The organism is Corynebacterium sp. (assembly GCF_030532195.1).
In the GTDB taxonomy this organism is placed as follows: domain Bacteria; phylum Actinomycetota; class Actinomycetes; order Mycobacteriales; family Mycobacteriaceae; genus Corynebacterium.
In genome coordinates, this window is the sequence record NZ_JAUNLP010000006.1 from 158,754 (window position 1) to 181,661 (window position 22,908).

Sequence of the window (22,908 nt, forward strand, 5' to 3'; positions counted from 1 at the left end):
GACTAACTACTTCTCAGCCCGCGTTAAGGCACCCCCAAAAACGCCTTTACCTGCACACATGAATAGCCCTTTGGCTACCCCCATCTATGCGCCGTTTACGCCGTTGCGCTCGAGTTCTCAGCGGATTCATCCACTGAGCTCCTCTTGCGAATCCACCACAGCGCTTCCACAATGGCAGCACCGACTGCACCAACAATCACCGCTGGAATAAGCAGACTTGGCCCAACCCAGTGCAGATACAGCACCGAGGCCACCGGGCGAACCGTAAAGATAACCACGTAGGCACCAGCGGAGACCGCCAGCAGCAATACTTTCCACCATGTGTACGGCCGCGCCACAACCACCAATACCCAAAAAGCCGAGATAATCAGCACAATGAGTGTGGCCGTGGACGCTTCCCCGCGGGCTGCATCGCTGGCGTCGACTCCGGGGTTAGCCCAGATCCAAAACAGGAATGTCAGCAGCCCCACCGTAATGCCGGCGGGCACCGATAGCCGCAGCACGCGTCGCACAAAGCCCTCCCGCGCCCGCTCCAGATTTGGCCCCAGAGAAAGCACAAAGGCCGGAATACCGATAGTGAACCAACCGGTCACCGTCACGTGGATGGGCTCGAAGGGATAGTCCATGGCGGCTAGCCCCACCGCCAGCGCCAAGACCACTGAATAGATGGTCTTAGTTAAGAAGAGATTGGCCACCCGCTCGATACTGCCAATGACGCGGCGGCCTTCAGCCACGATGTGCGGCATCACGGAAAAGTGGTTATCAAGCAGCACCAACTGTGCGACCGACCGCGTGGCTGGAGCGCCGTCGCCCATTGCCACACCGAGGTTTGCGGCCTTTAACGCCAGGACATCATTGACGCCATCGCCAGTCATCGCCACATGATGCCCGCGCGACTGCAGTGCATGGACCATGTCACGCTTGGTCTCTGCCGTCACGCGACCGAAAATCTGCCGAGACTCAATCGCCTCAGCAAACTCATCGCGAATCTCCCCACCTTCCTCGTCGCGGCTGACCGGCAACGTGGAGGCATCAATGGGATCGTCCGCGCCCTTCATATTCAGTTCGCGAGCCACCGCACCGACCGAGCGATCATTGTCACCGGAGATAACTTTGACGCCGACGCCCTCGTCGTAGAAGTAGGCCACGGTATCGGCCGCATCGGAGCGCACCTTCTGACCCAGCACAACCAGTGCCGCAGGCTTCAAGTTCACCGAGTCCGCCTTACGGAGTGCGCCACCTGGCAGGTCATCTGCATCCCTGTCAGTTCGTGCCAACAACAGCACGCGCATTCCGCCCTCCATGAGCTGCTGAGCACGCTGCATGCCGGCGGCGGAGTCGTCGGCAAGCACATCAGGTGCGCCGAAAACCCACGTCTCGCCGTCCTGATAGCTCAGCGCCGACCACTTATTGGCGGAGGTAAAAGGACGGGTAGCTGACTTCGTGCGCGACTCGCCGGTATCGGACTCTTTGAGCCCGCCAAGGATGGCACGCGCAGTGGCGTTGGGGCGTTCATCGAGTCGGCAGAGGTCCAGCAGCGCAGCGTCGATATTGGCGCGCGAAACCCCATCGTCAACCACGTCAATTTCTTCCAGCACCATTGCGTTTTCGGTGAGCGTGCCGGTTTTATCCACGCACACGGTGTCCACGCGCGCGAGACCTTCAATTGCGGGCAGCTCGTTGACCAGCACATTGTGCCGTCCAAGGCGGACGACACCGAGCGCAAATGCAATGGTGGTCATCAGCACAAGCCCCTCGGGAACCATGGGCACCAAGGTGGCGACCATCGCCAGCAGAGCATCGTTGAGATCATCGCCAGCGACAAAGAGCTGCGTATAAATTGCCAGCGCACCGACTGGAATCAGAATCCACGTGATGTAGCTGAGGATCTTGTTGATTCCGCGGAAGAGCTGCGAATCCGTCAGCGTGAATTTATTGGCCTCAGCCGCCAATTTCGCGGCGTAGGCATCCTTGCCAACCTTCGTCGCCTGGTACCGCGCAGACCCCATCACCACCGACGATCCGGAGTAAACCATGTCTCCGACCTGCTTATCGACGGGGTCCGATTCACCGGTCAGCGAGGATTCATCAACGGACACATCGGATGCATAGCGAAGCACACCATCGACCACAATCTGGTCACCGGGACCGACTTCAATGAGGTCATCGAGCACTACGGATTCGCGGTCGATAGCGCTCGCGGGTTGCCCATCGCGAATGACCATGGGCTTGGCGCGTCCCAGGATGGAGAGTTTGTCCAGCGTGTGCTTGGCACGCAGCTCCTGGATGATGCCGACAATCGAGTTGGCGATAATCAGTAGGCCGAAAGCACCATTGACAATTGAGCCGGTGTAGACCACAACGCCGAATAAGACGGCGAGGATTCCGTTGATACGCGTGAATACATTGGCGCGGATAATGTCCCACACACTGCGCCCTGAGGTTGGCGGGAGCTCATTGACCAGCCCCTCTTTGGTGCGCTGCTGAACTTGTTGCTGTGTAAGACCGCTGTCGGGGGTTTCCCACGAACCCATGAAGGCTCCTGTTTCACGCTGCTATCCCCGAGAATAATCTCAGGGCGTTTCCGGTAGCTCGCCGGCTGCCGAACCTAAAAATTATTTGCCAATAAAGTTCGGCTCGCGCTTTTCCGCGCGTGCCTTCGATGCCTCAGCAGCATCCTCGGACGACCAGACCTGGTCATAAAGTGCCTGCTGATCTTCCTTCAGCGGCTTGTGCGTCTCATCGTCGTTGAGAACCGCCTTGTGGTAAGCCAGCGACAGTGGCGCATAGCTGGCAATACGGAGCGCGACCTCCTCAGCCTTATCCGCGTCACCTGTATAGGAGGCCAGGCCACACCGCTGTGCCTCGTCCTGGTCCATCCGCTCTGCAGCCAACAAAATGGTGCGGGCACGAGCGCCGCCGACCAGCACACGAACGCGGCGAATAGTCCAGGCATCCACGGCAATACCCAGCTTGACCGGCGGAATCATAAACCAGCCACGCTCACCGACCACACGCAGGTCGGCAGCCATGGCCAGCTGCATGCCGGCACCGATGGCCGGGCCCTGAATATCGGCAATCACAACCAGACGGCTGGTTTCAATAGTGCGCAGCATCCGACGCAGCTGCTCGTGGAATGAGCCCTCATTATGCTGACCACTGAGGTCAGCACCGGCGCAAAAAGCGCGGCCCTCGCCGCGCAGGAGTACCACTCGTCGTTCCGGAACCTCGGCCGCAGCCTCAATCGCATCGGCAATGTCGCGGCAGACATCGGCGGTCAGCGAGTTGCGCTTGTGGTCTCGGTCAATGGTGATAGTGACAATGGCGCCGTCAGCCTCGACGCGGATTTCAGATGCTGGGTTCGTCATGTCTCTAGGCTACCCCGGGCGCCGACTGCGCACCGAGGTTATGACCGTACTTAAGGCCCCGTCACTTACTCGTTGCCGAATACCCGCGGGTCACCACTCATACGGCCGTCGTCAAGCGCCATCGACGCGATCTTGTCCATGTCCGCGTCGGTCAGCTCGAAATCAGTGACCTCGAAGTTGGCCTTGATACGAGACGGCGTCGCCGACTTCGGGATGGCGACAATGCCGCGCTGCAGATGCCAGCGAATAGCGACCTGAGCTGGGGTCTTGCCCAATCGCTCGGCGATGTCAGCAATCGGCGAGCCCTCGAAGTACTTCGCACGCCCCAGCGGGGACCATGCCTGCGTGACAATCCCGCGACGGCGGTCATCTTCAACCTGCTCGTTCTGCGGGAACTGCGGATGCAGCTCAATCTGGTTGACTACAGGCGTGCCGGAGAGCTGATCGAGCACCTCCGGGTAGAAATTCGCCACACCAACCGAGCGAATCAGCCCCTCTTCTTTCAACTCAAGCAGCGTGTCAAAGCACTGCCCAAACGTCCCCTGCTTCGCGACCGGCCAGTGCACAAGCACCAAATCAACGTAATCCAGGCCCAAGCGCTCGAGCGATGCCCGCACAGACTGACGGGTGGCGTCTGGTTCCTGTGCATCATTCCAGACCTTCGTGGTCACGAATACATCTTCACGCTTTACGACGTCCGCTGCGATGGCGTCGGCAATGCCCTGGCCAACGCCCTTTTCATTGCGGTAGAGCGAGGCGGTGTCAATGTGACGATAACCAACCTCGAGCGCATAGCGCACGGCTTCGCGAGCTTGATCATCATCCATCTTGTAAGTACCCAAACCCAGAATCGGGATGGAGTTGCCGTCGACGAGTTCGAGGTTCTTAATTCCGGTGTCAGCTGCGTTGTATTTCAGGTCAGAAGTCGTCATACCTGCCAAGTGTACGGACTGCTATTTAACTACGCATTTATTTTGTGCAGATTTTTCTCGCCCCGCTGACCTGCAAGAAAAAAAGTTATCACTGTTATTTTGTTGTGAGCCATTGACGAACCGTTGGGTTTATACAACACTTTGAAGTGTGTCCCCAAAGATTAGTCCCAAAGAGCCGATATACAACCGAGTCTCAGTGCTGCGGGCAGAGCACGGGCTCAGCCGAGCAGAACTAGCCAAAAAGGTTGAGGGCAATCCTCAAACGATTGGAGCGTTGGAGCGAGGCGATCATTACCCCAGCTTGGACCTGGCATTTCGCATCTGCGAGGTGTTTGACCTCCCAGTTGAGGCAGTGTTTTCTCGCCGCGAATTCACCCCTATGTCCTCCGCCCTGTACCGAAAGGAAAACGACCGATGAGCGCTTTCGAAACCAACACACCCCCGCACCCGCAAAACTAAAGCTCAAGCCCGCCACGAGGCTCGGTACGCCAAGCGGCTGAAGCAGGTAGCCGGCAAGCTTCCCGGCTGGCGCAACCAGAAATCCCGCCGCAAGTTGGTGGTGGCATTTTACGTCCTGCTCGCGCTGATGTTCCTCAGCGGCATCGCACTGATCGGAAGCCTGAATGGCTTGCTGCCACGATGGATGTCGCTCGGCTGGATAATTTTCACCGTCCTGGCCGCCGTGCCATGGACAATGCTCAATACCACGGTCGACTTAATCGCCCAAGCGCCACTGAGCGCACTCGATGAATACGAGGCGGCACAGATTGAAAGCTGGAAGTCACTGACCTACCAGCTCTACAACATGCTGACAATGATTGTCTTTGCGGCACTAATCTTCCTGGGCACCTACCTTCTCGTGAACGAACCATCGTGGAGCTACATGGTTCCCTATGCCGCCGGTCTTCTTGGCATCATCGTCTACCTCGCGCTGAGCACCTTGCCTACCACGGCCTACGCCTGGAACCTGGAAGACGAATAAAAACTCCCCCCCTCCCCTTTTGCACGCACCTTCGACGTAAGGACCACCATGAACAGCCTCATCATTGACGGGCTCGAGAAATCCTACGGAGACCTACATGTTCTCCGTGGCATGAGCTTTCAAGTCAACCCTGGCGAAATCTACGGTTTCGTCGGCGCCAACGGCGCTGGCAAAACCACCACCATGCGCATCGCTCTCGGAGTGCTCGCCACCGATGCCGGCGAAGTGCGCATCGGCGACACTCCAATGAACGACACTCTGCGCCGCACCGTTGGCTACATGCCGGAAGAACGCGGCCTCTACCCCAAGTCCGAAGTCCGCCAGCAGCTGATTTACTTCGCCCGCTTGCACGGCGTGGACACCAAACGCGCTGAGAACAATGCCGACAACCTACTGGAGCGCCTCGGTCTTACAGACCGCGCCTACGACAAAGTCGACACACTCTCCCTCGGTAATCAGCAGCGTGTACAGCTCGCAGCCGCCCTCATCCACGATCCCGCAGTGCTCGTTCTCGATGAGCCCTTCTCCGGCCTCGACCCGCTGGCCGTCAAAGTCATGAGTGCCGTGCTCAAGGAGTACGCCGACCGCGGCGCTCCAATTGTCTTTTCCTCCCATCAGCTCGACCTCGTTGAGCGGCTCTGCGATCGCGTGGGCATCATCCGCGACGGCCGCATGCTCGTAGAGGGCACCGTTGATGAACTGCGGTCGCGTGGCCCACGGGCTTTCGTCGTCAAGCTCGACGGCGCTGACCCGAATTGGGCGGCCGGCGTACCCGGCGTCGTGAACGTTGAGCCGGACCGTCATGGCGCGTCGGTCGTTCACCTTGAACACAATGCCCCGACCGATACCGACCAGGTGCTGCTGCATCGTGCGATGTCAGCCGGCACCCTACGTTCCTTTGCACCACTGCAGATTCCGCTTACTGAGCTCTACCAGGAGGCAGTCCAGTCATGAGCAACAACTACAACGCATCGACGGCCATTTCGACTGTCTTCGCACGCGAACTCCGCGAGAACCTGCTGAAGAAAAGCACGCTGATTACGCTGGCGATGATGGTGATTATCACCGTCGGCGGCATCATCGCCACTGATTACTTCACCAGCAAATCAGAAACTGAGACCACCAAAATCGCGGTTGTCGGCGAGGCGCCGTTTGCCACTGCGCTCAGCGACACCACCAAACAGCTAAAGGACGCCTCAGATGCGGAAGGCAGTGCTTTCGCCGGCGCCGGCATCTCGCCACTGGAAATCACCGCTGCGAAGGACGAAGCGGCCGCCCGCCACGCCGTCACCGAAGGCGACGCGGATGCAGCGCTCGTCCCCGCCAAAGAGGACGGCTCCTGGCGTTTGCTTGACGACGACGCCCCTTCCTGGTTAGCCCCCATGCTGCAGGAATCCCTGCAGAAACAAACTGAAGCCCAAGTGCTCGGTGAGCACGGCATCAACCCGCAGGAGTTCTACGCCCAATCCGAGGCTGCGACCATCTCGGTGGAATCGATTACCGGCATGGCAGATGAAAAGATGCCAGCCATTGTCATCACCTTGGTCGGTGTCATGATTATGATCACCGCGATTCTGGTGTTCGGTGCTGCCGTGGCCATCAGCGTGATTGAGGAAAAGTCCTCCCGCGTCATCGAAATTATCCTGTCGACGGTGCGCCCCCTGCACCTTCTCACCGGCAAGATTCTCGGTGCCGCAACTGCTGGCCTGGTCATGATGGGCGTCATCGTGGCAAGCTCCGCCATCGCGCTGGCAGCCACCGGTTTGAGCGACAACTTTGACATCCCGTGGTCGACAATCTGGCTGCTCATCCCCTGCTTTATCCTCGGCTACTTCTTCTTCGCGACGCTCTACGCGGCCTCGGCATCCCTGGTCAGTCGAATGGAAGATTTCCAGGGCGCACAGATGCCAGTGATGCTGCTGTCACTGATCTCGATGTACGTGCCGCTATTTGGCTGGGCAAAGCTCGATTCCACCTTCATGGTGGTTGCCGCTTGGATTCCGCCAATATCTATTACCACCGCCCCGATGCAGTACGCGGCCGGTAACTTCTCTGGTCTGCAGCTATTCGGCGCACTGACTGTCATGGCTCTCGGCGTCGCAGCCGTTATCTGGCTCGCAGCCTGGATTTACCCACGCAATGTCCTACGCACCGGTGCCGCAATTAGCTGGAAGAGCGCCCTGACGGCAAAGAACTAGTCGCGCAGCGCTCTTGCAACCTGCTTTTAGCGGTGTGCAGCAAACTGCGCGATTTCTTCTGCTGTGCCATAGGAGGTCTGCGCGCCCACACCAGTTGCGGCATACGCAGACACCGTGGCCGCCAGCTCTGCGGCCACGGTGGCATCCTCACCAGCAGCCAGCGCGGTGAGTACCGTGCCCATATAGGAGTCACCGCAGCCGGTGGTATCCACCACATCAATTTCCCAAGCCATAATGCGCGTGACGGTAACCGGCAACTCAGCCATGTTCAGCACAACTGACCCCTCCCCACCGAGGGTGACAATAGCCGTGGAGATTCCGTACTCCTTAACCAGGGCGCGTCCGACAACCTCCCACTGACCTCGGTCGAACCCGGCTTCAGCAATGGATTTGCCAACAATCGCAGCCAGCTCATGCTCATTGACAATGAGCACATCCACCAGCCCAAAAATCTCCCTGTCAACGTCCCGAATCGGCGAGTAATTAAACACCACCGGAACCTCTGCCTCCTGAGCAATGCGCGCCGCGGTCAAAACAGCTTCATCGCCAACCTCGAGGCAGAGCCCAAGGCAATCCGCAGTCTGAATTGCACTTGCATGCTTCTCGACGAGCGCAGCGTCAACCTGCGCATTCGCACCAGCAGAGATGACAATGAAGTTCTCAGCCGAATCATCCACGACAATCATGGCCGTGCCAGTGGCAGAATCCACCTGTTCCACTGCGGTGGTGTCCACCGAAGCGTCGTCAAGCGCGTCGAGCAACAGCGCGCCATTGCCGTCATCGCCGACAGCGCCGATGAGCTGTGTCTTGGCACCCAGCCGCGCGGCCGTGGCAGCCTGATTCGCGGACTTCCCACCGGGCAGAATGCGCAGTGGGCTGCCCGCGATAGTCTCACCGCCGTGCGGCAGGCGGTGCACCATGACTGTGAGATCGGCATTAATGGACCCGACAACGCACACATTTGGGTTGTGGTCGGCCAGCGTGATGAGCCGGTCTGAGATTGTCACTTTATAAAGTCGCCTCCTCGGTCGCACACCGTATTAACTGTGCACTTTACGACTATTTCGCCCGACGGTATTTGCGAACCATCGTGCCATGTCTGCGCACTACCACGCCAGCACCAACCGCACACTCGCCCGCTGCCGGCATGTTAACGGTGCTACCCCTGCTCACCCACCTATAACTAAGCCGAGGTGCCCCTTGTTTACTACCTTGTATATATGGCTAGAATCAGCGCCCAGCAAGTTATAGATACGGTCCTGGACCACGGCAGTTTTGTCTCGTGGGACAGCGCCCCAGAACACGGAGATATCGACGAGTCCTACCGCGGCACACTTTCCCGCGCCACCGAGAAGACCGGTGTCGATGAGGCCGTCATCACCGGTGAAGGCACCGTCGGCGGCCGTCGCGTAGCCGTCATCTGCTCCGAGTTCGGCTTCCTCGGCGGCTCCATCGGCGCGGCCACAGCTCGCCGCATTATTCGCAGCATCGAGCGTGCCACGGCGGAGAAACTGCCGCTGCTGCTCTCCCCAACTTCCGGCGGCACACGCATGCAAGAAGGCACCGCTGCGTTTGCTCTGATGATTTCGATTACCACCGCAGTTGCACGTCACAAGGACTCGCACTTGCCATTCCTTGTCTACCTGCGCAATCCCACCACCGGTGGCGTCATGGCGTCGTGGGGCTCGGCCGGTCACTTCACGTTCGCCGAGCCGGGCGCGCTCCTCGGCTTCCTCGGCCCACGCGTAGTCGAGCTCGCCACCGGCGAGCCCATGCCGGAGGGCGTACAAACCTCCGAGAACCTGTTCAAGCAAGGCATCATCGACGGCATCATTCCGCTCGAGGGGCTGCGCGGCGCCGTCCGCCGCACCATCGACGTGCTTGCCGACGGATCTACCAGCGAGCCCACTCCACCGCCAATGGCAACCATCGATGGTCGCGATACATGGGAAGCAATTCTGCGTACCCGCGACTCCTCGCGGCCAGGTGGCGGCGACATTATTGATGCCCTCGTCGACTGCTCCGTGCCAATCTCCGGCACCGGCGACGGCCACAAGTCGCTGTCCGTTCGCGCCCGCCTGGCCCGAATTGGTGAGCGTCCGGTCATCCTCATTGCCCAGGACCGCCACAACCAGCCACCACTGGGTACTCACCCAATGGGCCCGGGTTCCCTGCGCTTTGCCCGTCGCGCGATGCGCATCGCCGAGAGCCTGAATATTCCGCTGGTCACCGTGATTGATACCCCTGGCGCCGAGCTGACCAAGGACGCTGAGGAAAACGCCATGGCCGGCGAGATTGCTCGCACGTTGACCATGCTGGTCAATTTGAAGGTGCCTACTGTGTCGCTGATTCTCGGCCAGGGCTGCGGCGGTGGCGCACTGGCGATGCTACCGGCTGACCGCGTACTGGCCATGCACGATGCCTGGATGTCGCCGCTGCCACCAGAGGGCGCTTCGGCAATCATCTACCGCGACACCGAGCATGCTCCTGAAATGATGGAAGAGCAGGGTGTCGGAGCCGAGGCAATGCTGAAAAACGGCGTAATTGACGCAATTGTAGCCGAGCCGGAGAATCCGGCTGACCTGACCGAACGTGCCCTGGTTGCAATTGAGCACGCGCTGTGGGAGCTGGAGAAGGATCCTGCTCGCGTTGGCCGTGAGCAGCGGTTCGACCACTACCGCCACTTCGCCCTCGGTGAGTAGTTCAGCGATTAGGTAGGCCCCGGGGGCTCCAGGATTGGGGCTCCAGGAACTTCCGGCACTTTCTTTACGCTATGTTGCGCTTTCTCCCATCAGCGAAAAGGACATACCGCTGTCGGGAGCTTCGACTGCTTTTACTTAACGTCCAGCAGGTCGATGACGAAGACCAGAGTCTTACCAGACAGGAAGTGACCTGCGCCGGCCGGGCCGTATGCCTTCTCCGGCGGGCAGATCAGCTCGCGGCGACCGCCAACCTTCATGCCCGGGATACCTTCCTGCCAGCCGGCAATCAGACCGTTGAGCGGGAACTCGATGGACTGACCACGGTTCCAGGAGGAGTCGAACTCCTCACCGGTTTCGTAATCAACACCGACGTAGTGAACCTCAACGCGTGCGCCCGGGGTGGCCTCCTTGCCGTCACCGACAGTGAGGTCGTTGATGACGAGTTCCGTCGGAGCCGGACCGGACTTGGCAGTGAGCTCTGGCTTGGACAAGGCAATCTCCTATCACAGTTGGCATACGGCCAAACTTATCTGGGTTTTTTCAAATTCTAGGAAAAATGAAAGGCGCGTACCAACCTGTCAGAAGTTGGTACGCACCTTTAGCAGCGTTTACTACGCTGAAATCTTAGCGCTGGTCACGCGGAACGAAGTCACGCTCGGTCTCGCCGGTGTAAATCTGGCGCGGACGGTTAATCTTCGAAGCCGGGTCGGTGACCTGCTCATTGAACTGAGCAATCCAGCCCGGGAGACGGCCGATGGCGAACAGGACGGTGAAGAAGTCCGTCGGGAAGCCCATGGCGCGGTAGATCAGGCCGGTGTAGAAGTCAACGTTCGGGTAGAGCTTGCGGGAGACGAAGTAGTCATCAGCCAGTGCAATCTCTTCCAGCTTCATAGCCAGATCCAGCAGCTCGTCGCCGCCGAGGTGCTCGAGCACATCGTGAGCGGTCTTCTTAGCGATAGCCGCACGCGGGTCGTAGGACTTGTAAACGCGGTGACCGAAGCCCATCAGGCGGACGCCCGGCTCCTTGTTCTTCACACGGTTCATGAACTCGGTAGCGTCGCCACCGTGGTTCTGCTGGATGTCCTCGAGCATCTCCAGAACAGCCTGGTTAGCGCCACCGTGCAGCGGGCCGGACAGAGCGTTGATACCAGCTGCGATGGAGACGAACATGGAAGCGCCGGAGGAAGCGACCATGCGGACAGTGGAGGTCGAGCAGTTCTGCTCGTGGTCAGCGTGCAGAATCAGCAGCTTGTCCAGGGCCTTAACCAGAACCGGGTCGACGTGGTAGTCAGCGGTCGGGTAACCGAACATCATACGCAGGAAGTTCTCGCGAGCGTTCAGGCTGTTGTCCGGGTACATGTACGGCTCACCCTTGGATGCGCGGTAAGCGTATGCAGCCAGCATCGGGACCTTAGCCATCAGGCGAACAGCAGCCAGGTTGCGCTGCTCTTCATTCTGCGGGTCCAGCTCGTCCTGGTAGTAGGAGGCCAAGATGTTGACCGAGGAAGCCAGGGTCTGCATCGGGTGAGCACCGCGCGGGAAGATGCTGAAGGCACGACGGAAGTCCTCATCCAGCAGAGTGTGGTGACGGATGTCGTAGTTGAACTGCTCCAGCTCTTCATCGTTCGGCAGGTGGCCGTGAATGAGCAGGTAGGAAACCTCGTTGAAGGTAGCCTTCTCAGCCAGCTGCTCAATCGGGTAACCGCGGTAGCGCAGGATGCCGTTAGCACCGTCGATGTAAGTGATCTTGGACTCAGTGGAACCGGTGGCGGTGTAGCCCGGGTCAAAAGTGGTCAGGCCAGTTTCCTGGAGCATCTTGCCCAGTGCAATACCATCATTGCCCTCGGTAGCCTTGACGATGTCCATCTCGAACTCGCCGCCCGGGTAGTGGAGTACAGCCTTGCCGTCTTTGTTAGCCACAACTTCCCTTTCGCAGAAAATTTCTTCTTAACGACTCCAGAGTGCGGGGGAAGCAAGCACAGCGGAAAACAGCGTGCTGCCTCCCAACTCCACGTCACCCCTTCAGGGTCGCATTGTTTCCAATGATTCAATTATGCGCGACATTTGCGTTCCAGTGCATCTTGCCGGTGGAAAAAGTTTGCTTTTTTCACATCGGCCGCGTTGTTGACACATGAGAACAACACTTGCAGTGGATTAAAACACACAATATCAAAGAGTGTGAGGAGCGCAACACCCTCTACCCCATTCGGGCAGTTTGGGCTGCACCAATATTGGCCTTTTCCTACCGTAAAAAGCAAATGGAAATTTGAGGTTTACTTCGCCCTCACAGCCTATTTTGTTGTGCTGAGGCACTTAAAATCACGTCCGCCGCACGCACCCTGCCATCAACTACAACTCCACCCGCCGAGCGAGTGGAATCACACTTAATTGGCCGGAAATGCTATGCCTCACCCTCCCTTCAACATCACATTGACGCAATAAATTCCCGGACCCCACACCACTAAAATTTCTTCGCAAACTTTGCAAAAATGCGATTGCACCCTGTTTCAACGTGCTAAGTACGGATGCGGGGGCAATTGAACCCCACCCTTTTACTCTAAGTACCCCCGATTACCGCTAGAGTTTGAAGGCAACGGCTGTATTTCGAGCTTAATTTTGAAAGGTTGCGCCTCTTATGAGCGATCAGTTCCCAGTTCTCCCTGAAGAGTTTCACCCCGGCGATGGCCGCTTCGGCTGCGGTCCTTCAAAGGTCCGTCCGGCACAGATTCAGGCAATCGTTGACGGTGCTACTACCGTCATGGGCACCTCTCACCGTCAGCCGGCTGTAAAGAGTGTCGTCGGCGAGGTTCGCGAGGGTCTGGCTGAGCTCTTCCAGCTTCCGGAAGGCTACGAAATTGTCCTGTCCCTGGGTGGCGCAACTGCTTTCTGGGATGCCGCAACTTTCGGCCTGATTGAAAAGAAGTCCGCCCACCTGACCTACGGTGAGTTCTCCTCCAAGTTCGCCAAGGCCTCCAAGATGGCTCCGTGGCTCGAAGCTCCTCAGATCATTGAGGCTGAGCCGGGCTCCGCACCTGAGGTTGTTGCCGGCGAAGAGGGCGTTGACCTCATCGGTTGGGCACACAATGAGACCTCGACCGGCACCATGGTTCCGGTTACCCGTCCGGCTGGCTCCGAGGGCCAGCTGGTCGCCATCGACGCCACCTCCGGCGCTGGCGGCCTTCCGGTCGACATGTCCCAGGCTGACATCTACTACTTCTCCCCGCAGAAGTGCTTCGCATCCGACGGTGGCATCTGGCTGTCCGCTATGTCCCCGGCTGCCATCGAGCGTATTGAGAAGATCAACTCCTCCGACCGCTTCATCCCGGCATTCCTGAATCTGCAGACTGCAGTGGATAACTCCCGCAAGAACCAGACCTACAACACCCCGGCTGTCGCTACCCTGCTGATGCTGGCTGACCAGGTCAAGTGGATGAACGCCAACGGCGGCCTCGACGGCATGGTCGCACGTACCACCGAGTCTTCCTCCCACCTGTACAAGTGGGCTGAGGGCCGTGCTGAGGCCACCCCGTTTGTCGCGGATCCGGAGAAGCGTTCCCTGGTTGTCGGCACCATCGACTTCGAGGACAATATCGACGCTGCTCAGATCGCCAAGATTCTGCGTGCCAACGGCATCCTCGACATCGAGCCGTACCGCAAGCTGGGTCGCAACCAGCTGCGCATCGGTATGTTCCCGGCCATCGACGCCGAGGACATTCGTCGCCTGACCGGCGCTATCGACTGGGTTCTGGACAACGGCTTCGCTGCCAAGTAGCTACCAAGTAACCGCTTGACTCCCGCGCCACGCGCCTGGGCATTGCCCCATATGTCCGTGGCTCGGGAGTTTTGTCGTTTACCATGATTAGTGAGCATTACTTATAACGTCGACCAACAAGGAGGTTCTCGCATGAGGGAGCTGAAGCCCATTCTGGACGGCGATGCGACCGATTCACTGACTCTTGTTCCCGCTACCGAAAACGAGCAGGAACAACAGGAGGGACTCCGCTTCACGCTGCCTCTCGACGACCACCTGCGCACTTTCCTCATCGAGCATTTCAATCTCACCGATGCCACCGACGCATCGAAGGACGAGACGGATTCTGCCGATTCCGCCGATAACGACCCGCTTGACGACGGCGAAAGTGCCACAGTCGGCCACTCTGATGACGAATCCGCCGAAGAAAGTACCCCTGAGCCAAAGAAGACTCCTACTGCGCCGAAGCCGGTGCTGGAGGAGCCTCGGGTCGTACTGTCTCCGCGCGAGATTCAAAACCGCATCCGCAGCGGCCAAAGCGTAGAGGAATTGATTGAGTACAGCGGCATGCAGCCGCGCAAGATTGAGTCCTTCGCGTACCCAGTTCTGGCAGAGCGCGCCCGCATTGCGGAGCTGGGCAAGCAGTCCAAGCCACGTCGCCAGGACGGACCGGCGAAGCTGACGCTGTGGGAGATACTCGCCACGGCCTTTGCCGCACGTGGCCAGGAGCTGGCCGATGCAAGCTGGGATGCCTACCGCGATTCGAATGGCCAGTGGATTGTCACCGTCACCTGGAACGTTGGCCACACCACCAACGTGGCCGAGTGGAGCTACCAGGCCGAGGGGCTCTCAGCCATCACTATTGCGCGCAATGAGCTGGCCGCCGAGCTGGTTGACCCGGACTACGCCCGCCGCAACCGCGACCTGGCTCCGCACGCTGCGCAAGATACCGAGGACGGGGGTGCGGCCCCGGCCATGCCTGCCGCATGGCAGTCGACGGCGGAGCCGCGGGGTGGCCACGGTGAGCAGGAGGATTCGTCGTCAAGCGATGCTATCGACGACGACATCGACGAGGCGGAATTCCTGCAGCACCCTGAGCCCGAGCAGCCCAGGCGCAAGAAGAAGACCGTGATGCCGTCGTGGGAAGATGTCCTCCTCGGCGTGCGCCCGAATGGACCGAAGAAGTAGGGGTTGAGTCCGAGACATGAGCACCACGACGGGCGATAGCACCGCAGATTTTGAGTTCTCCGCGATTCGGCGCGGTGTGGTTACCATCTGGTTTATCAGCACAGATGACCCCACCGCCGCAATCAGCACGGGTGCTGCGCACGATCGTGGTTTCGGTCGTCGTTTTCTTGCTCTGTATGACTCCACGCTGCCGGTAACGCCAATTGGGGATTTCCCGCTCAACCGCTCCGCCGAGACCGGTGACGGGGAATATTACATTGGCGGGTACGAGGGCGTGGCTGTCATTCAGACGGTGCTCGACGATGCCTCGCAGCTGTCGCTGCTGCCTGCGCGTCTGCGCCAGGAAATCGCCGCTACCGATGTCTACGCGAGCGTCTCAGATAAGTCCACGGGATTTGGTGCGTTCGCGCATTGGCACGACGGCGAGCTCAAGCGCGCATTTTCCGCGACTCGCTACCGCACGCTCGAGGACATCGGTCTGCCCTGCCCCGTCGAAGGCGCCTACTGGGCGGGCAAGCACCGTCCCGCTGAAGTCGAGGGCGCCGACTCTCGTCCGCGCGAGGGGGTCGGCTTACCGTTCCTGCCCGCCGAGCTTGCCGACGCCGTCATCACCGACTGGCTCGGTTTTGACCCCCACTCGCCTGCAGCGGACATTCCAGTCAGCGGGTTTGCTGTCGACGGTCGGCGCGTATCCTCCACAGCCACGTCCTCCGGGGCTACGCGGAACGCTCGGCTACCGCTGGTCAATCAGAATAGCTCGTCCCTGGCGGAGGATGAAGGTCGCGGCTACGACGACTACGAGGTCCACAGTGCTGATACCAGCCGTGACTTTGTAGAGGAGATTGCTCGATTTGGCTCTAAGGCCAAGAGTTTTGTCAGCCGCGCATGGCGCGGTGCCCGCAATCGATTGCAAAAGTAGGGCGCTTCACCCCGCCAGCGCAATGTCTAACCGCGCGTTGCCTGGATGCGTTGGCGCTCATAGAAGGCTATGGCCGCAGACGTTGCTACGTTGAGGCTGTCGGTACCCGGTGACATCGGAATGCGGGCGCGCACGTCAGTGGCGGCCATAGCGTGCTCGGTAAGGCCTGGGCCTTCCGCACCGACCAAGATGGCCACCTTGTCTGCGGTCATGGCATCCCACAGGTCCACGGTGCCTGCCGGTGTCATTGAGACAATCTGAAAACCGTCATCCTTCAGCGATGCCAGGCTTCGCTGCCAGGTGGTCGTGGTTCCCGGCAGGGTGGCAAACGGGACGGTCAGCACATGCCCCATGGAGACTCGCACGCTGCGCCGATACAGCGGATCGGCGCAGGCGGCACCAAAGAGAATGCCATCGACCCCCATACCGGCCGCATTGCGGAATAGAGCACCGATGTTTTCGTGATCGCCCACGCCTTCCATGAGCGCTAGCGTGCGGGCACCGGAGACCACATCTGCGACCTCTAGCTCCGGGGCGCGGTCAGCCGTGGCAAGAAGCCCGCGGTGCAAATCAAACCCAGCTGCTGCGGCAAGTACTTCGCGGTCCAGCTCATACCAGGGCACCTGGCTGGCGATGTCGGCCTCACGCGCTGTCAATCCGTCGGCAAGCGTGGCGAGCTTCGCCGCGGTGCCGTAAATCGCACGCAGCGGGAAACGCGAGCGCACCAGGCGCGGCACAATAAGCGTGCCTTCGGCGATGACAAGTCCCTTGCCGCCGGGCAGATCCGGGCGGGAATCGGACTTGTTGAGATTGCGGATGTCATCGAGCCTGCTGTCTGCGGGATCGGTGACGGCAATCGGGGAAAAGCGAGCTAGAGAAGTTGAAGTACTCATCGGTTTCTATTTAACCGCCCAGCAGTGCGGTAAAGGGATCCGCCGCGAAGTAAATGACAAAGAGTCCGGAGACAATCCACATCAGCGGGTGAACGGACTTCGCGCGACCGGAGAAGATGGCCATGGCGGAGTAGGTGATAAAGCCAATGCCGATGCCGTTTGCAATCGAGTAGGTGTACGGCATGGTGACGATGGTCAGGAAGGCCGGCAGCGCGATGTCGAATCGCGTGAAGTCGATCTCGGTGATCTGGCCAATCATCATGGCACCGACGATGACCAGGACTGGTGCGGCAGCCTCGATCGGCACGATTTCGTAGAGCGGTGTGAAAAACATCGCCAGCAGGAACAAGATACCGGTGACAATGTTCGCCAGACCGGTGCGCGCACCATCGGCAATACCGGCGGCGGAATCCACATAGACCGTGTTGGACGAGGAGCTGACGGCACCACCGACGATGGCACCTGCGCCCTCGACGACCAGGGCGCGCTTCATGTCCGGCAGCACGCCTTCGTCATCGACCAACCCGGCCTGCTTGCCCAGGCCATTCATCGTGCCCATGGCATCGAAGAAGTTGGCCAGCACGAGCGTGAACAGCAGCATGGTGGCGCTGAGGGCACCAATGCGCGCAAAGGAGCCAAAGATGTCCACGGCACCGACCAACGAGAGATCCGGCATGCCACCGACGCGGTCCGGCAGAGTCGGCACAGCGAGGTTCCAGCCGGTTGGCACCGGCTTGCCATCGGCGAAGGAGGGACCAGCGCCGACCAGTGCCTCAACAGCCAGTGCAATGACGGTGTTGAGAACGATGCCGATAAACAGGCCACCGGGGATATTGCGGACGACCATGATGCCGCAAATCAACAGGCCGAGGACGAACACAGCAGTCGGCCACGAGGCAATCTGGCCGTCGATACCCAGCTGAACTGGGACTGTGGTGCCCGCGGCATCTGGGATGCGTCGCACCAAGCCACCGTCGACCAGACCGATCATGGCGATAAAGAGGCCGATACCGACGCTCATCGCGGCCTTCATCGGCGCTGGAATTGCATGGAAGACGGCGGTGCGGAAACCGGACAGTGCCAGCAACACAATGATGACACCGTCGAGCACAACCAGGCCCATGGCCTCTTCCCAGGACAGACCTTCATTGGCAACGAAGGTGACTGCCACCAACGTGTTGATACCAAGGCCCGTGGCGATGCCGAAGGGGTACTTGGCAAACAGACCAAAGGCGATGGTCATAACACCGGCGGCCAGTGCAGTAACTGCAGCCACCTGCGGCAGCCCCAGGCTATGGCCGTTGACATCCTCGATATTGCCCAGGATGAGTGGGTTCAGCAGGATGATGTACGCCATCGCGAAGAAGGTGACCACACCGCCGCGAATTTCCGTCATCGTGGTCGAGCCGCGCTCGGTGATCTGGAAGTAGCGGTCTACAGCTGATAGCTGGCGCCCTGGTTTGGTGCCGCGCTTTGACGTCGATGCGTCGGTATCTGCCGCCTTTTCTGGTGGTATGTCAGAGGTGGACGTAGCTTTGCCCATTGTGAAGTGCCTCTCTCTTATGTGGTTATTCCCGCGCGTCACCCACGGAAATTCTTAGGCCAAAAGAGCCGTCGCCACGCGAAATCTGCGACGCTACTTGGTAAGCGCCACCTGCGACAACGACCCCTCCCAACAATTCCATCTCAGGTTGTTTTCAGCAAAGGGTCTGCATACCTACGGCACACCTAGCGCACATCTACAGGTGCGAATCCTGGTAGGGCTCGGCAACTGGCGCGCCCTGCCCAGTTACCTCCGGGATTGCCGAGTGCGCACCACAGCCGTGGTCAAAGCTGACCGCCGTGGCATCGAACGTCCACTCATTGGTGCACACGCCCCAGTTCTCCCCCAGCGGACCAGTCAGCGGCACCATGAATGCACAGGTCCGACAGTGATGCAGAGCTTCCTTGGCAAAGTCACTGTCCGAACCGGTTTCGCCGTCTTCCCAGCGCTGCTCGGTCTCTTCCACTCCGCGCTCAGAGAGCGTACGGGTCTGCAGATCATCGCCATCGAGCCGCTCATCCCCCAACGCCGCCGGCAATAGATCCCGCGGGCCCAAATCCCCCGGACGCAGTCGGTCTTCATAGGGAACCCATTCGGGCGCCTGCAGCGCCGTTTCTCCCGGCACCAGCGCCACCTCGCTGACCGTAGCGTGCTGAGTGCCCGGCGCGCAGGCGACTACCACATGCCATTCCCAGCCGCGATAACCCGGCAAATCCGCTGCAAAACGGTGAACCGCTACCCCATTGCCGACGACATTGACGCCGGTGTGCGCGCCGGCGGGCCCCTCATCCAGCTCTTCAATGGCTGTACGCGCGATGTCTACCGCCTGGTGGTTCATCACCTTCCCCCGTCGGCGGCTGTTACGAGAACGTCGTCGATTTTCAGTCACGCTTTCTATCCTAGAGTGAAGCCATGGAAAGATTCCGCTCAGGCGACGCTTACTCCACTGCAGCCCAGGGCAGTTCCCGCTTTACGACGGCACGGGCTGCCATCCTCACTGCCGCAACTGCGACCTTATTAACTAGTTGTGTAGCCGGTTGCGCTGCTGGAACGGAGTCGCATGGGCAACAGTCCAGCACCTCGGCAAGTTCCGCTTCGGCAACGCCCACTTCGGTCGACCCATCTGAGGTTGTCGGTGCTGACAAGGTGCCGGGGGTAAGTCAGGTACCGACGTTGTCCTTAACTATTGACCAGACGTATTCGGTACCTGCCCCTCCGCTGGATTCAGCGACCGAGACTAAAGCTCCTTTTGTGCAGGGGCTGGAGTTTGAGCCGGACGGGTCGCTGCTGATGGGCACCGGTCTCTACGGTGAGTCACAGATTTATCGTTTTCCGCAGTGGCTGGACAACCCTGATGCGCCCGCGAGCGATGTCAATAATCTACCTGCGGATCTTTTCGGTGAGGGCATTACCCGCCATGGGGATACCGTCTGGCAATTAACGTGGCAGGAAAACCGCGCGATTGCCCGCGATGCGGCCACTCTGCAGCAGCGCCGCGAAGTGCCATTCGGCACCGAGGGCTGGGGTGCGTGTTCCTTTGCGGACACAATTGTGACTTCCGATGGCAGCGGTACCTTGACCTTCCGTTCGCCCGATGACCTGTCCCCACAGCGTCAACTCCCCATCACGGCAGGTGGTGAAGAGACGACGTGGCTCAATGAGCTGGAGTGCGTTACAACCGATGATGACCACCGCGAGGTGTGGGCCAATGTCTGGCAAAGCCCGTTCATCTACCGCATTGATCCTGACAAGGGCGAGGTCACCGGTATCGTCGATGCAACTGAGATTTACCGCGATCTGACCGCACAGATCTCACCGACGGAATTGAACACCATCGACGTTCTCAACGGCATCGCGCTCATTCCGGCAACCGACACACCTGCTGCCGACGGCACCCGTCAATTCCTCATGACCGGTAAAAAGTGGCCGCTGGCGTACAAAGTGACGGTGGGGAAATAGCATTGCTGCGTCATAAAAAGCTAGTGTTGCTTCAAGGTAGCTGCAGTAAGTCAGTGAATATCGGGAGTGAGAGTTGATGGCATCGAAGAATCGCCGCTGGCGGGAAAATAGCAAGGCGTTCATGATTGTCGGCGCTATCGTCGTGGTAGGTCTCGTCGTGACAGGCATCGTGCTCCTTGTTAATAAGGTCAGCAGCCAGGCCGTCGAAGATCCCCGCGCGCTGACCATCGAGGTCGAGGTCAACGGTGAGACCACCAAGGTGTCGCCATACCGCGTCTGCGATTTATTTGAGAAGAACGCGTGCACCACTATCGAGGCCAACTCCGCCAAGATTTCGCTGAAGGACGAGGAAACCGCCGAGGTTCGAGTCGGTTCCACCATCGGCTCGAATGCGTGGACTGTTCAGCGCTTCTTCGCCGATGACTCCGTCAACTCCACCAGCCGGAAGGACCCGGGCGAGGCCACCAAGGAAACCATCGCTGGCTCTGCTGCTGTGGCTGGCAAGCGCACGCCGCTGGGTGTCGTGGAGGTCTCCACTGCGCTAATCGGTAAGAACGCCGATGGCGAGGAGACCACTTATGGCATTACGTGGTCGATTGTCAACGAACCGTCGTAAAGCAAAAGCAAAACGCCCGCTCACAGTTTAAATGAGCGGGCGTTTTTGCCGTTCTAGGACTCGAGCTCACGCGCCACGGCGCGCAGCACCTCAGCTACCTGACGGCCTTGCTTCCGATCCGGGTAGCGCCCGGCGCGCAAGTCGTGCTGCACGGTCGACTCCAACATGGAAATCATGTCCGAAATCATGCCGTTCAAGTCACTTGGGCTGTACTTTTTCGCTTGACGACGAGCTCCTGCGCCGCCACCTACACCGCCGCGGCGGTGGCGACCACCGCGCGGGCCTTCGTCGAGCACCTTGATGCGCAGTGCCTGCGGGCCTGGGCGGCCGTCTGCGTAGTCGTACTCCAGGCGCTGCCCGTGGACGAGCTCTTCGACACCCTTTGGCAATACATTCTTGCCGATGTAGACATCTTCACCGTCCGGATTCGACACGAAGCCGAAACCGCGGTCCTTGTCATACCACCTGACCTTGCCGATGGGCACTTTCCACCTAACCTTTCTGCGCCCTGCCTTGGGCGCTGAAGTCTAATCGAGAGCCAGCCGCCTACCCACACGCATCGCCAGCCGGTTTAAAGTGGCTCGCGTGGGCGAGCTCGGCCAGGCGTAGACCGCGACGATACGCGGGCGCTGCGCTGAAAAGCGGTTCTCTTTGTATCGATTCTCTTCAATCGACGGAGACGCTTGTCAGTACTGCGAAGTGGCAGCAGCGTTCGTGGCGTGCATCCGCACGTCACCTCTGAATAACTAAAGAACTCAATTATACCCACATGTCGGGTGGAGAAGGAATGCGCAATTTTTGGGGCTTTTGAGTCGCTCTACAACCGGTCAGAACTAGGGGCAGCAGAGTTAAAAAAGAGCAAAAATAACAGGTTGATAAAGTGGTATTTATCACATCTTTAGAAATTAACTTTAGCAACAGCATCAACATCCAACTGCTTGACCTGCCCTTTTAGCGCTCCCTAACCATTTTTCCTAATGGCACCAATTCCAAAGAGTTTGGCGATTCGCGTGACTATTTCGTTACCAACCGCTACGGTCTCTTTCGACGCGTTTAACGGACGAAGTCGCATCGATCGCCTTCATCTCACTCCTGTGCGATGACATCGTTTCGTTAATCCAGAACGTGAAGAAGTTATCCATCAGAGTGAGATGGGGTTGCATTAGCCCCACTGGCGCCACAGCGAAAATCGACGAAAAGGAAATTTTCATATGGCTCGCCACGCCGCTAAGAACAACACCTTCGTATCTACCTCTGCCAAGGTCGCGCTGACCGGTGCAATCCTCGGCGCCGGTGCCGCTGTCTTCGCACCGACTGCTTCTGCTGCACCGGACTCCGACTGGGACCGTCTGGCACAGTGTGAGTCCGGCGGCAACTGGCACATCAACACCGGCAACGGCTACTACGGTGGCCTGCAGTTCAACGCTGGCACTTGGAACAGCTACGGCGGCGGCGAGTTCGCTTCCACCGCCGACCAGGCCACCCGCGAGCAGCAGATCTACGTTGCTGAGAAGGTTCTGGCACAGCAGGGTTGGGGCGCTTGGCCGGCATGCTCCGCAAGCCTCGGCCTGTCCTCCGGCCCGACCGACCGCCCGCACCCGAACTCCGGTGCCGGTCGAGTCACCTCCGCTGCTAACACCGCCGGCGCGGAGAACAACCCCGCAGACATCATCAGCGACTTCGCTGGCCGTTTCGCTAACGTCACCAGCCTGTCCGAGCTGCAGAACCTCATCGGTGAGTTCCGCAGCCTGACCGGCCAGTTCCAGCTGCCGAAGGAACTGACCGCAGCCATCCCGTTTGACCTGGCTAAGCTCGCGAACCTGTACTAATTTGCACGTTTTTAAAACGCCCCGAGGG

21 protein-coding genes are annotated in these 22,908 nt (G+C 59.4%); 11 read left to right on the top strand and 10 right to left on the bottom strand.

Annotated elements, in window-relative coordinates; genetic code table 11:
- Positions 1-95: 95 nt before the first annotated feature.
- The 3 genes from Q4E11_RS08145 to Q4E11_RS08155 all read right to left on the bottom strand — a co-directional run bounded on the left by Q4E11_RS08145 (position 96) and on the right by Q4E11_RS08155 (position 4,300).
- The gene (locus tag Q4E11_RS08145; protein WP_303165052.1) at positions 96-2,534 is read right to left on the bottom strand and encodes an HAD-IC family P-type ATPase; all 2,439 of its coding nucleotides are present in this window, start codon (positions 2,532-2,534) and stop codon (positions 96-98) included.
- A gap of 81 nt (positions 2,535-2,615) precedes the next feature.
- Entirely contained in the window at positions 2,616-3,368 is a 753-nt protein-coding gene (locus tag Q4E11_RS08150) for an enoyl-CoA hydratase (RefSeq protein ID WP_303165054.1), read from the bottom strand.
- Positions 3,369-3,433: 65 nt separating this feature from the next.
- The gene (locus Q4E11_RS08155; protein ID WP_303165056.1) at positions 3,434-4,300 is read right to left on the bottom strand and encodes an aldo/keto reductase; all 867 of its coding nucleotides are present in this window, start codon (positions 4,298-4,300) and stop codon (positions 3,434-3,436) included.
- Positions 4,301-4,448: 148 nt separating this feature from the next.
- Here Q4E11_RS08155 and Q4E11_RS08160 point away from each other — a divergent pair, with 148 nt between their 5' ends.
- The 4 genes from Q4E11_RS08160 (at position 4,449) to Q4E11_RS08175 (ending at position 7,480) form a co-directional block, all read left to right on the top strand.
- Positions 4,449-4,718 (top strand): helix-turn-helix transcriptional regulator, encoded by a 270-nt coding sequence (locus Q4E11_RS08160; protein ID WP_303165058.1) that lies wholly within the window; start codon positions 4,449-4,451, stop codon positions 4,716-4,718.
- Between the two features lie 141 nt (positions 4,719-4,859).
- The gene (locus tag Q4E11_RS08165) at positions 4,860-5,282 is read left to right on the top strand and encodes a hypothetical protein (protein WP_303165060.1); all 423 of its coding nucleotides are present in this window, start codon (positions 4,860-4,862) and stop codon (positions 5,280-5,282) included.
- Positions 5,283-5,330: 48 nt separating this feature from the next.
- The gene (locus Q4E11_RS08170) at positions 5,331-6,236 is read left to right on the top strand and encodes an ABC transporter ATP-binding protein (RefSeq protein WP_303165062.1); all 906 of its coding nucleotides are present in this window, start codon (positions 5,331-5,333) and stop codon (positions 6,234-6,236) included.
- Complete coding sequence (locus Q4E11_RS08175; RefSeq protein ID WP_303165064.1) at positions 6,233-7,480, top strand: ABC transporter permease; 1,248 nt, start codon at positions 6,233-6,235, stop codon at positions 7,478-7,480. Before Q4E11_RS08170 ends, Q4E11_RS08175 begins: the two co-directional genes overlap by 4 nt.
- A gap of 26 nt (positions 7,481-7,506) precedes the next feature.
- On the opposite strand, the gene Q4E11_RS08180 is transcribed toward Q4E11_RS08175, so the two are convergent.
- Positions 7,507-8,487 carry a ribokinase gene (locus Q4E11_RS08180; protein ID WP_303165066.1) on the bottom strand — a complete coding sequence of 327 codons (981 nt, stop codon included), beginning with the start codon at positions 8,485-8,487 and terminating at the stop codon, positions 7,507-7,509.
- Positions 8,488-8,700: 213 nt separating this feature from the next.
- Here Q4E11_RS08180 and Q4E11_RS08185 point away from each other — a divergent pair, with 213 nt between their 5' ends.
- On the top strand, positions 8,701-10,182 hold the full coding sequence (locus tag Q4E11_RS08185) for a carboxyl transferase domain-containing protein (RefSeq protein WP_303165068.1): 1,482 nt from the start codon (positions 8,701-8,703) through the stop codon (positions 10,180-10,182).
- A gap of 131 nt (positions 10,183-10,313) precedes the next feature.
- Here the strand turns inward: Q4E11_RS08185 and Q4E11_RS08190 are convergent, their stop codons facing one another.
- Positions 10,314-10,673: an FKBP-type peptidyl-prolyl cis-trans isomerase gene (locus tag Q4E11_RS08190; RefSeq protein ID WP_005511805.1), complete on the bottom strand. Its 360-nt coding sequence runs from the start codon at positions 10,671-10,673 to the stop codon at positions 10,314-10,316.
- Positions 10,674-10,806: 133 nt separating this feature from the next.
- Positions 10,807-12,102 carry a citrate synthase gene (locus tag Q4E11_RS08195; protein WP_303165074.1) on the bottom strand — a complete coding sequence of 432 codons (1,296 nt, stop codon included), beginning with the start codon at positions 12,100-12,102 and terminating at the stop codon, positions 10,807-10,809.
- 715 nt (positions 12,103-12,817) lie between these two features.
- On the opposite strand from Q4E11_RS08195, the gene serC reads away from it, so the two are divergent.
- The 3 genes from serC to Q4E11_RS08210 all read left to right on the top strand — a co-directional run bounded on the left by serC (position 12,818) and on the right by Q4E11_RS08210 (position 16,040).
- Positions 12,818-13,954 (top strand): phosphoserine transaminase, encoded by a 1,137-nt coding sequence (serC, locus tag Q4E11_RS08200; protein ID WP_303165076.1) that lies wholly within the window; start codon positions 12,818-12,820, stop codon positions 13,952-13,954.
- 132 nt (positions 13,955-14,086) lie between these two features.
- Complete coding sequence (gene sepH / locus Q4E11_RS08205) at positions 14,087-15,121, top strand: septation protein SepH (protein ID WP_303165078.1); 1,035 nt, start codon at positions 14,087-14,089, stop codon at positions 15,119-15,121.
- Between the two features lie 16 nt (positions 15,122-15,137).
- Positions 15,138-16,040: a hypothetical protein gene (locus tag Q4E11_RS08210; protein ID WP_303165080.1), complete on the top strand. Its 903-nt coding sequence runs from the start codon at positions 15,138-15,140 to the stop codon at positions 16,038-16,040.
- A gap of 26 nt (positions 16,041-16,066) precedes the next feature.
- On the opposite strand, the gene Q4E11_RS08215 is transcribed toward Q4E11_RS08210, so the two are convergent.
- The 3 genes from Q4E11_RS08215 to Q4E11_RS08225 all read right to left on the bottom strand — a co-directional run bounded on the left by Q4E11_RS08215 (position 16,067) and on the right by Q4E11_RS08225 (position 19,365).
- Complete coding sequence (locus Q4E11_RS08215) at positions 16,067-16,933, bottom strand: RNA methyltransferase (protein WP_303165082.1); 867 nt, start codon at positions 16,931-16,933, stop codon at positions 16,067-16,069.
- 10 nt (positions 16,934-16,943) lie between these two features.
- Positions 16,944-18,476, bottom strand: coding sequence for an NCS2 family permease (locus Q4E11_RS08220; RefSeq protein ID WP_303165084.1), 1,533 nt, complete (start codon positions 18,474-18,476; stop codon positions 16,944-16,946).
- 196 nt (positions 18,477-18,672) lie between these two features.
- The gene (locus Q4E11_RS08225) at positions 18,673-19,365 is read right to left on the bottom strand and encodes a DUF3027 domain-containing protein (protein WP_303165085.1); all 693 of its coding nucleotides are present in this window, start codon (positions 19,363-19,365) and stop codon (positions 18,673-18,675) included.
- A 23-nt stretch (positions 19,366-19,388) separates the two neighbouring features.
- Between Q4E11_RS08225 and Q4E11_RS08230 the strand changes: the two genes are divergently transcribed.
- Together Q4E11_RS08230 and Q4E11_RS08235 are read left to right on the top strand one after the other, a co-directional pair.
- Positions 19,389-20,435, top strand: coding sequence for a glutaminyl-peptide cyclotransferase (locus Q4E11_RS08230; protein WP_303165086.1), 1,047 nt, complete (start codon positions 19,389-19,391; stop codon positions 20,433-20,435).
- A 76-nt stretch (positions 20,436-20,511) separates the two neighbouring features.
- Entirely contained in the window at positions 20,512-21,051 is a 540-nt protein-coding gene (locus Q4E11_RS08235) for a DUF2771 family protein (protein ID WP_303165087.1), read from the top strand.
- A gap of 53 nt (positions 21,052-21,104) precedes the next feature.
- Here the strand turns inward: Q4E11_RS08235 and Q4E11_RS08240 are convergent, their stop codons facing one another.
- Positions 21,105-21,536: a cold-shock protein gene (locus Q4E11_RS08240; protein WP_303165088.1), complete on the bottom strand. Its 432-nt coding sequence runs from the start codon at positions 21,534-21,536 to the stop codon at positions 21,105-21,107.
- A gap of 726 nt (positions 21,537-22,262) precedes the next feature.
- Between Q4E11_RS08240 and Q4E11_RS08245 the strand changes: the two genes are divergently transcribed.
- On the top strand, positions 22,263-22,880 hold the full coding sequence (locus Q4E11_RS08245) for a transglycosylase family protein (protein ID WP_303165089.1): 618 nt from the start codon (positions 22,263-22,265) through the stop codon (positions 22,878-22,880).
- The last annotated feature ends 28 nt before the right edge of the window (positions 22,881-22,908 follow it).

Bases quoted from the DNA above. Each gene is read 5' to 3' on its own strand.
- Q4E11_RS08145 (WP_303165052.1), bottom strand. From the start codon at position 2,534: ATGGGTTCGTGGGAAACCCCCGACAGCGGTCTTACACAGCAACAAGTT.
- Q4E11_RS08150 (WP_303165054.1), bottom strand. From the start codon at position 3,368: ATGACGAACCCAGCATCTGAAATCCGCGTCGAGGCTGACGGCGCCATT.
- Q4E11_RS08155 (WP_303165056.1), bottom strand. From the start codon at position 4,300: ATGACGACTTCTGACCTGAAATACAACGCAGCTGACACCGGAATTAAG.
- Q4E11_RS08170 (WP_303165062.1), top strand. From the start codon at position 5,331: ATGAACAGCCTCATCATTGACGGGCTCGAGAAATCCTACGGAGACCTA.
- Q4E11_RS08175 (WP_303165064.1), top strand. From the start codon at position 6,233: ATGAGCAACAACTACAACGCATCGACGGCCATTTCGACTGTCTTCGCA.
- Q4E11_RS08185 (WP_303165068.1), top strand. From the start codon at position 8,701: ATGGCTAGAATCAGCGCCCAGCAAGTTATAGATACGGTCCTGGACCAC.
- serC (WP_303165076.1), top strand. From the start codon at position 12,818: ATGAGCGATCAGTTCCCAGTTCTCCCTGAAGAGTTTCACCCCGGCGAT.
- sepH (WP_303165078.1), top strand. From the start codon at position 14,087: ATGAGGGAGCTGAAGCCCATTCTGGACGGCGATGCGACCGATTCACTG.
- Q4E11_RS08210 (WP_303165080.1), top strand. From the start codon at position 15,138: ATGAGCACCACGACGGGCGATAGCACCGCAGATTTTGAGTTCTCCGCG.
- Q4E11_RS08215 (WP_303165082.1), bottom strand. From the start codon at position 16,933: ATGAGTACTTCAACTTCTCTAGCTCGCTTTTCCCCGATTGCCGTCACC.
- Q4E11_RS08220 (WP_303165084.1), bottom strand. From the start codon at position 18,476: ATGGGCAAAGCTACGTCCACCTCTGACATACCACCAGAAAAGGCGGCA.
- Q4E11_RS08230 (WP_303165086.1), top strand. From the start codon at position 19,389: ATGGAAAGATTCCGCTCAGGCGACGCTTACTCCACTGCAGCCCAGGGC.
- Q4E11_RS08235 (WP_303165087.1), top strand. From the start codon at position 20,512: ATGGCATCGAAGAATCGCCGCTGGCGGGAAAATAGCAAGGCGTTCATG.
- Q4E11_RS08245 (WP_303165089.1), top strand. From the start codon at position 22,263: ATGGCTCGCCACGCCGCTAAGAACAACACCTTCGTATCTACCTCTGCC.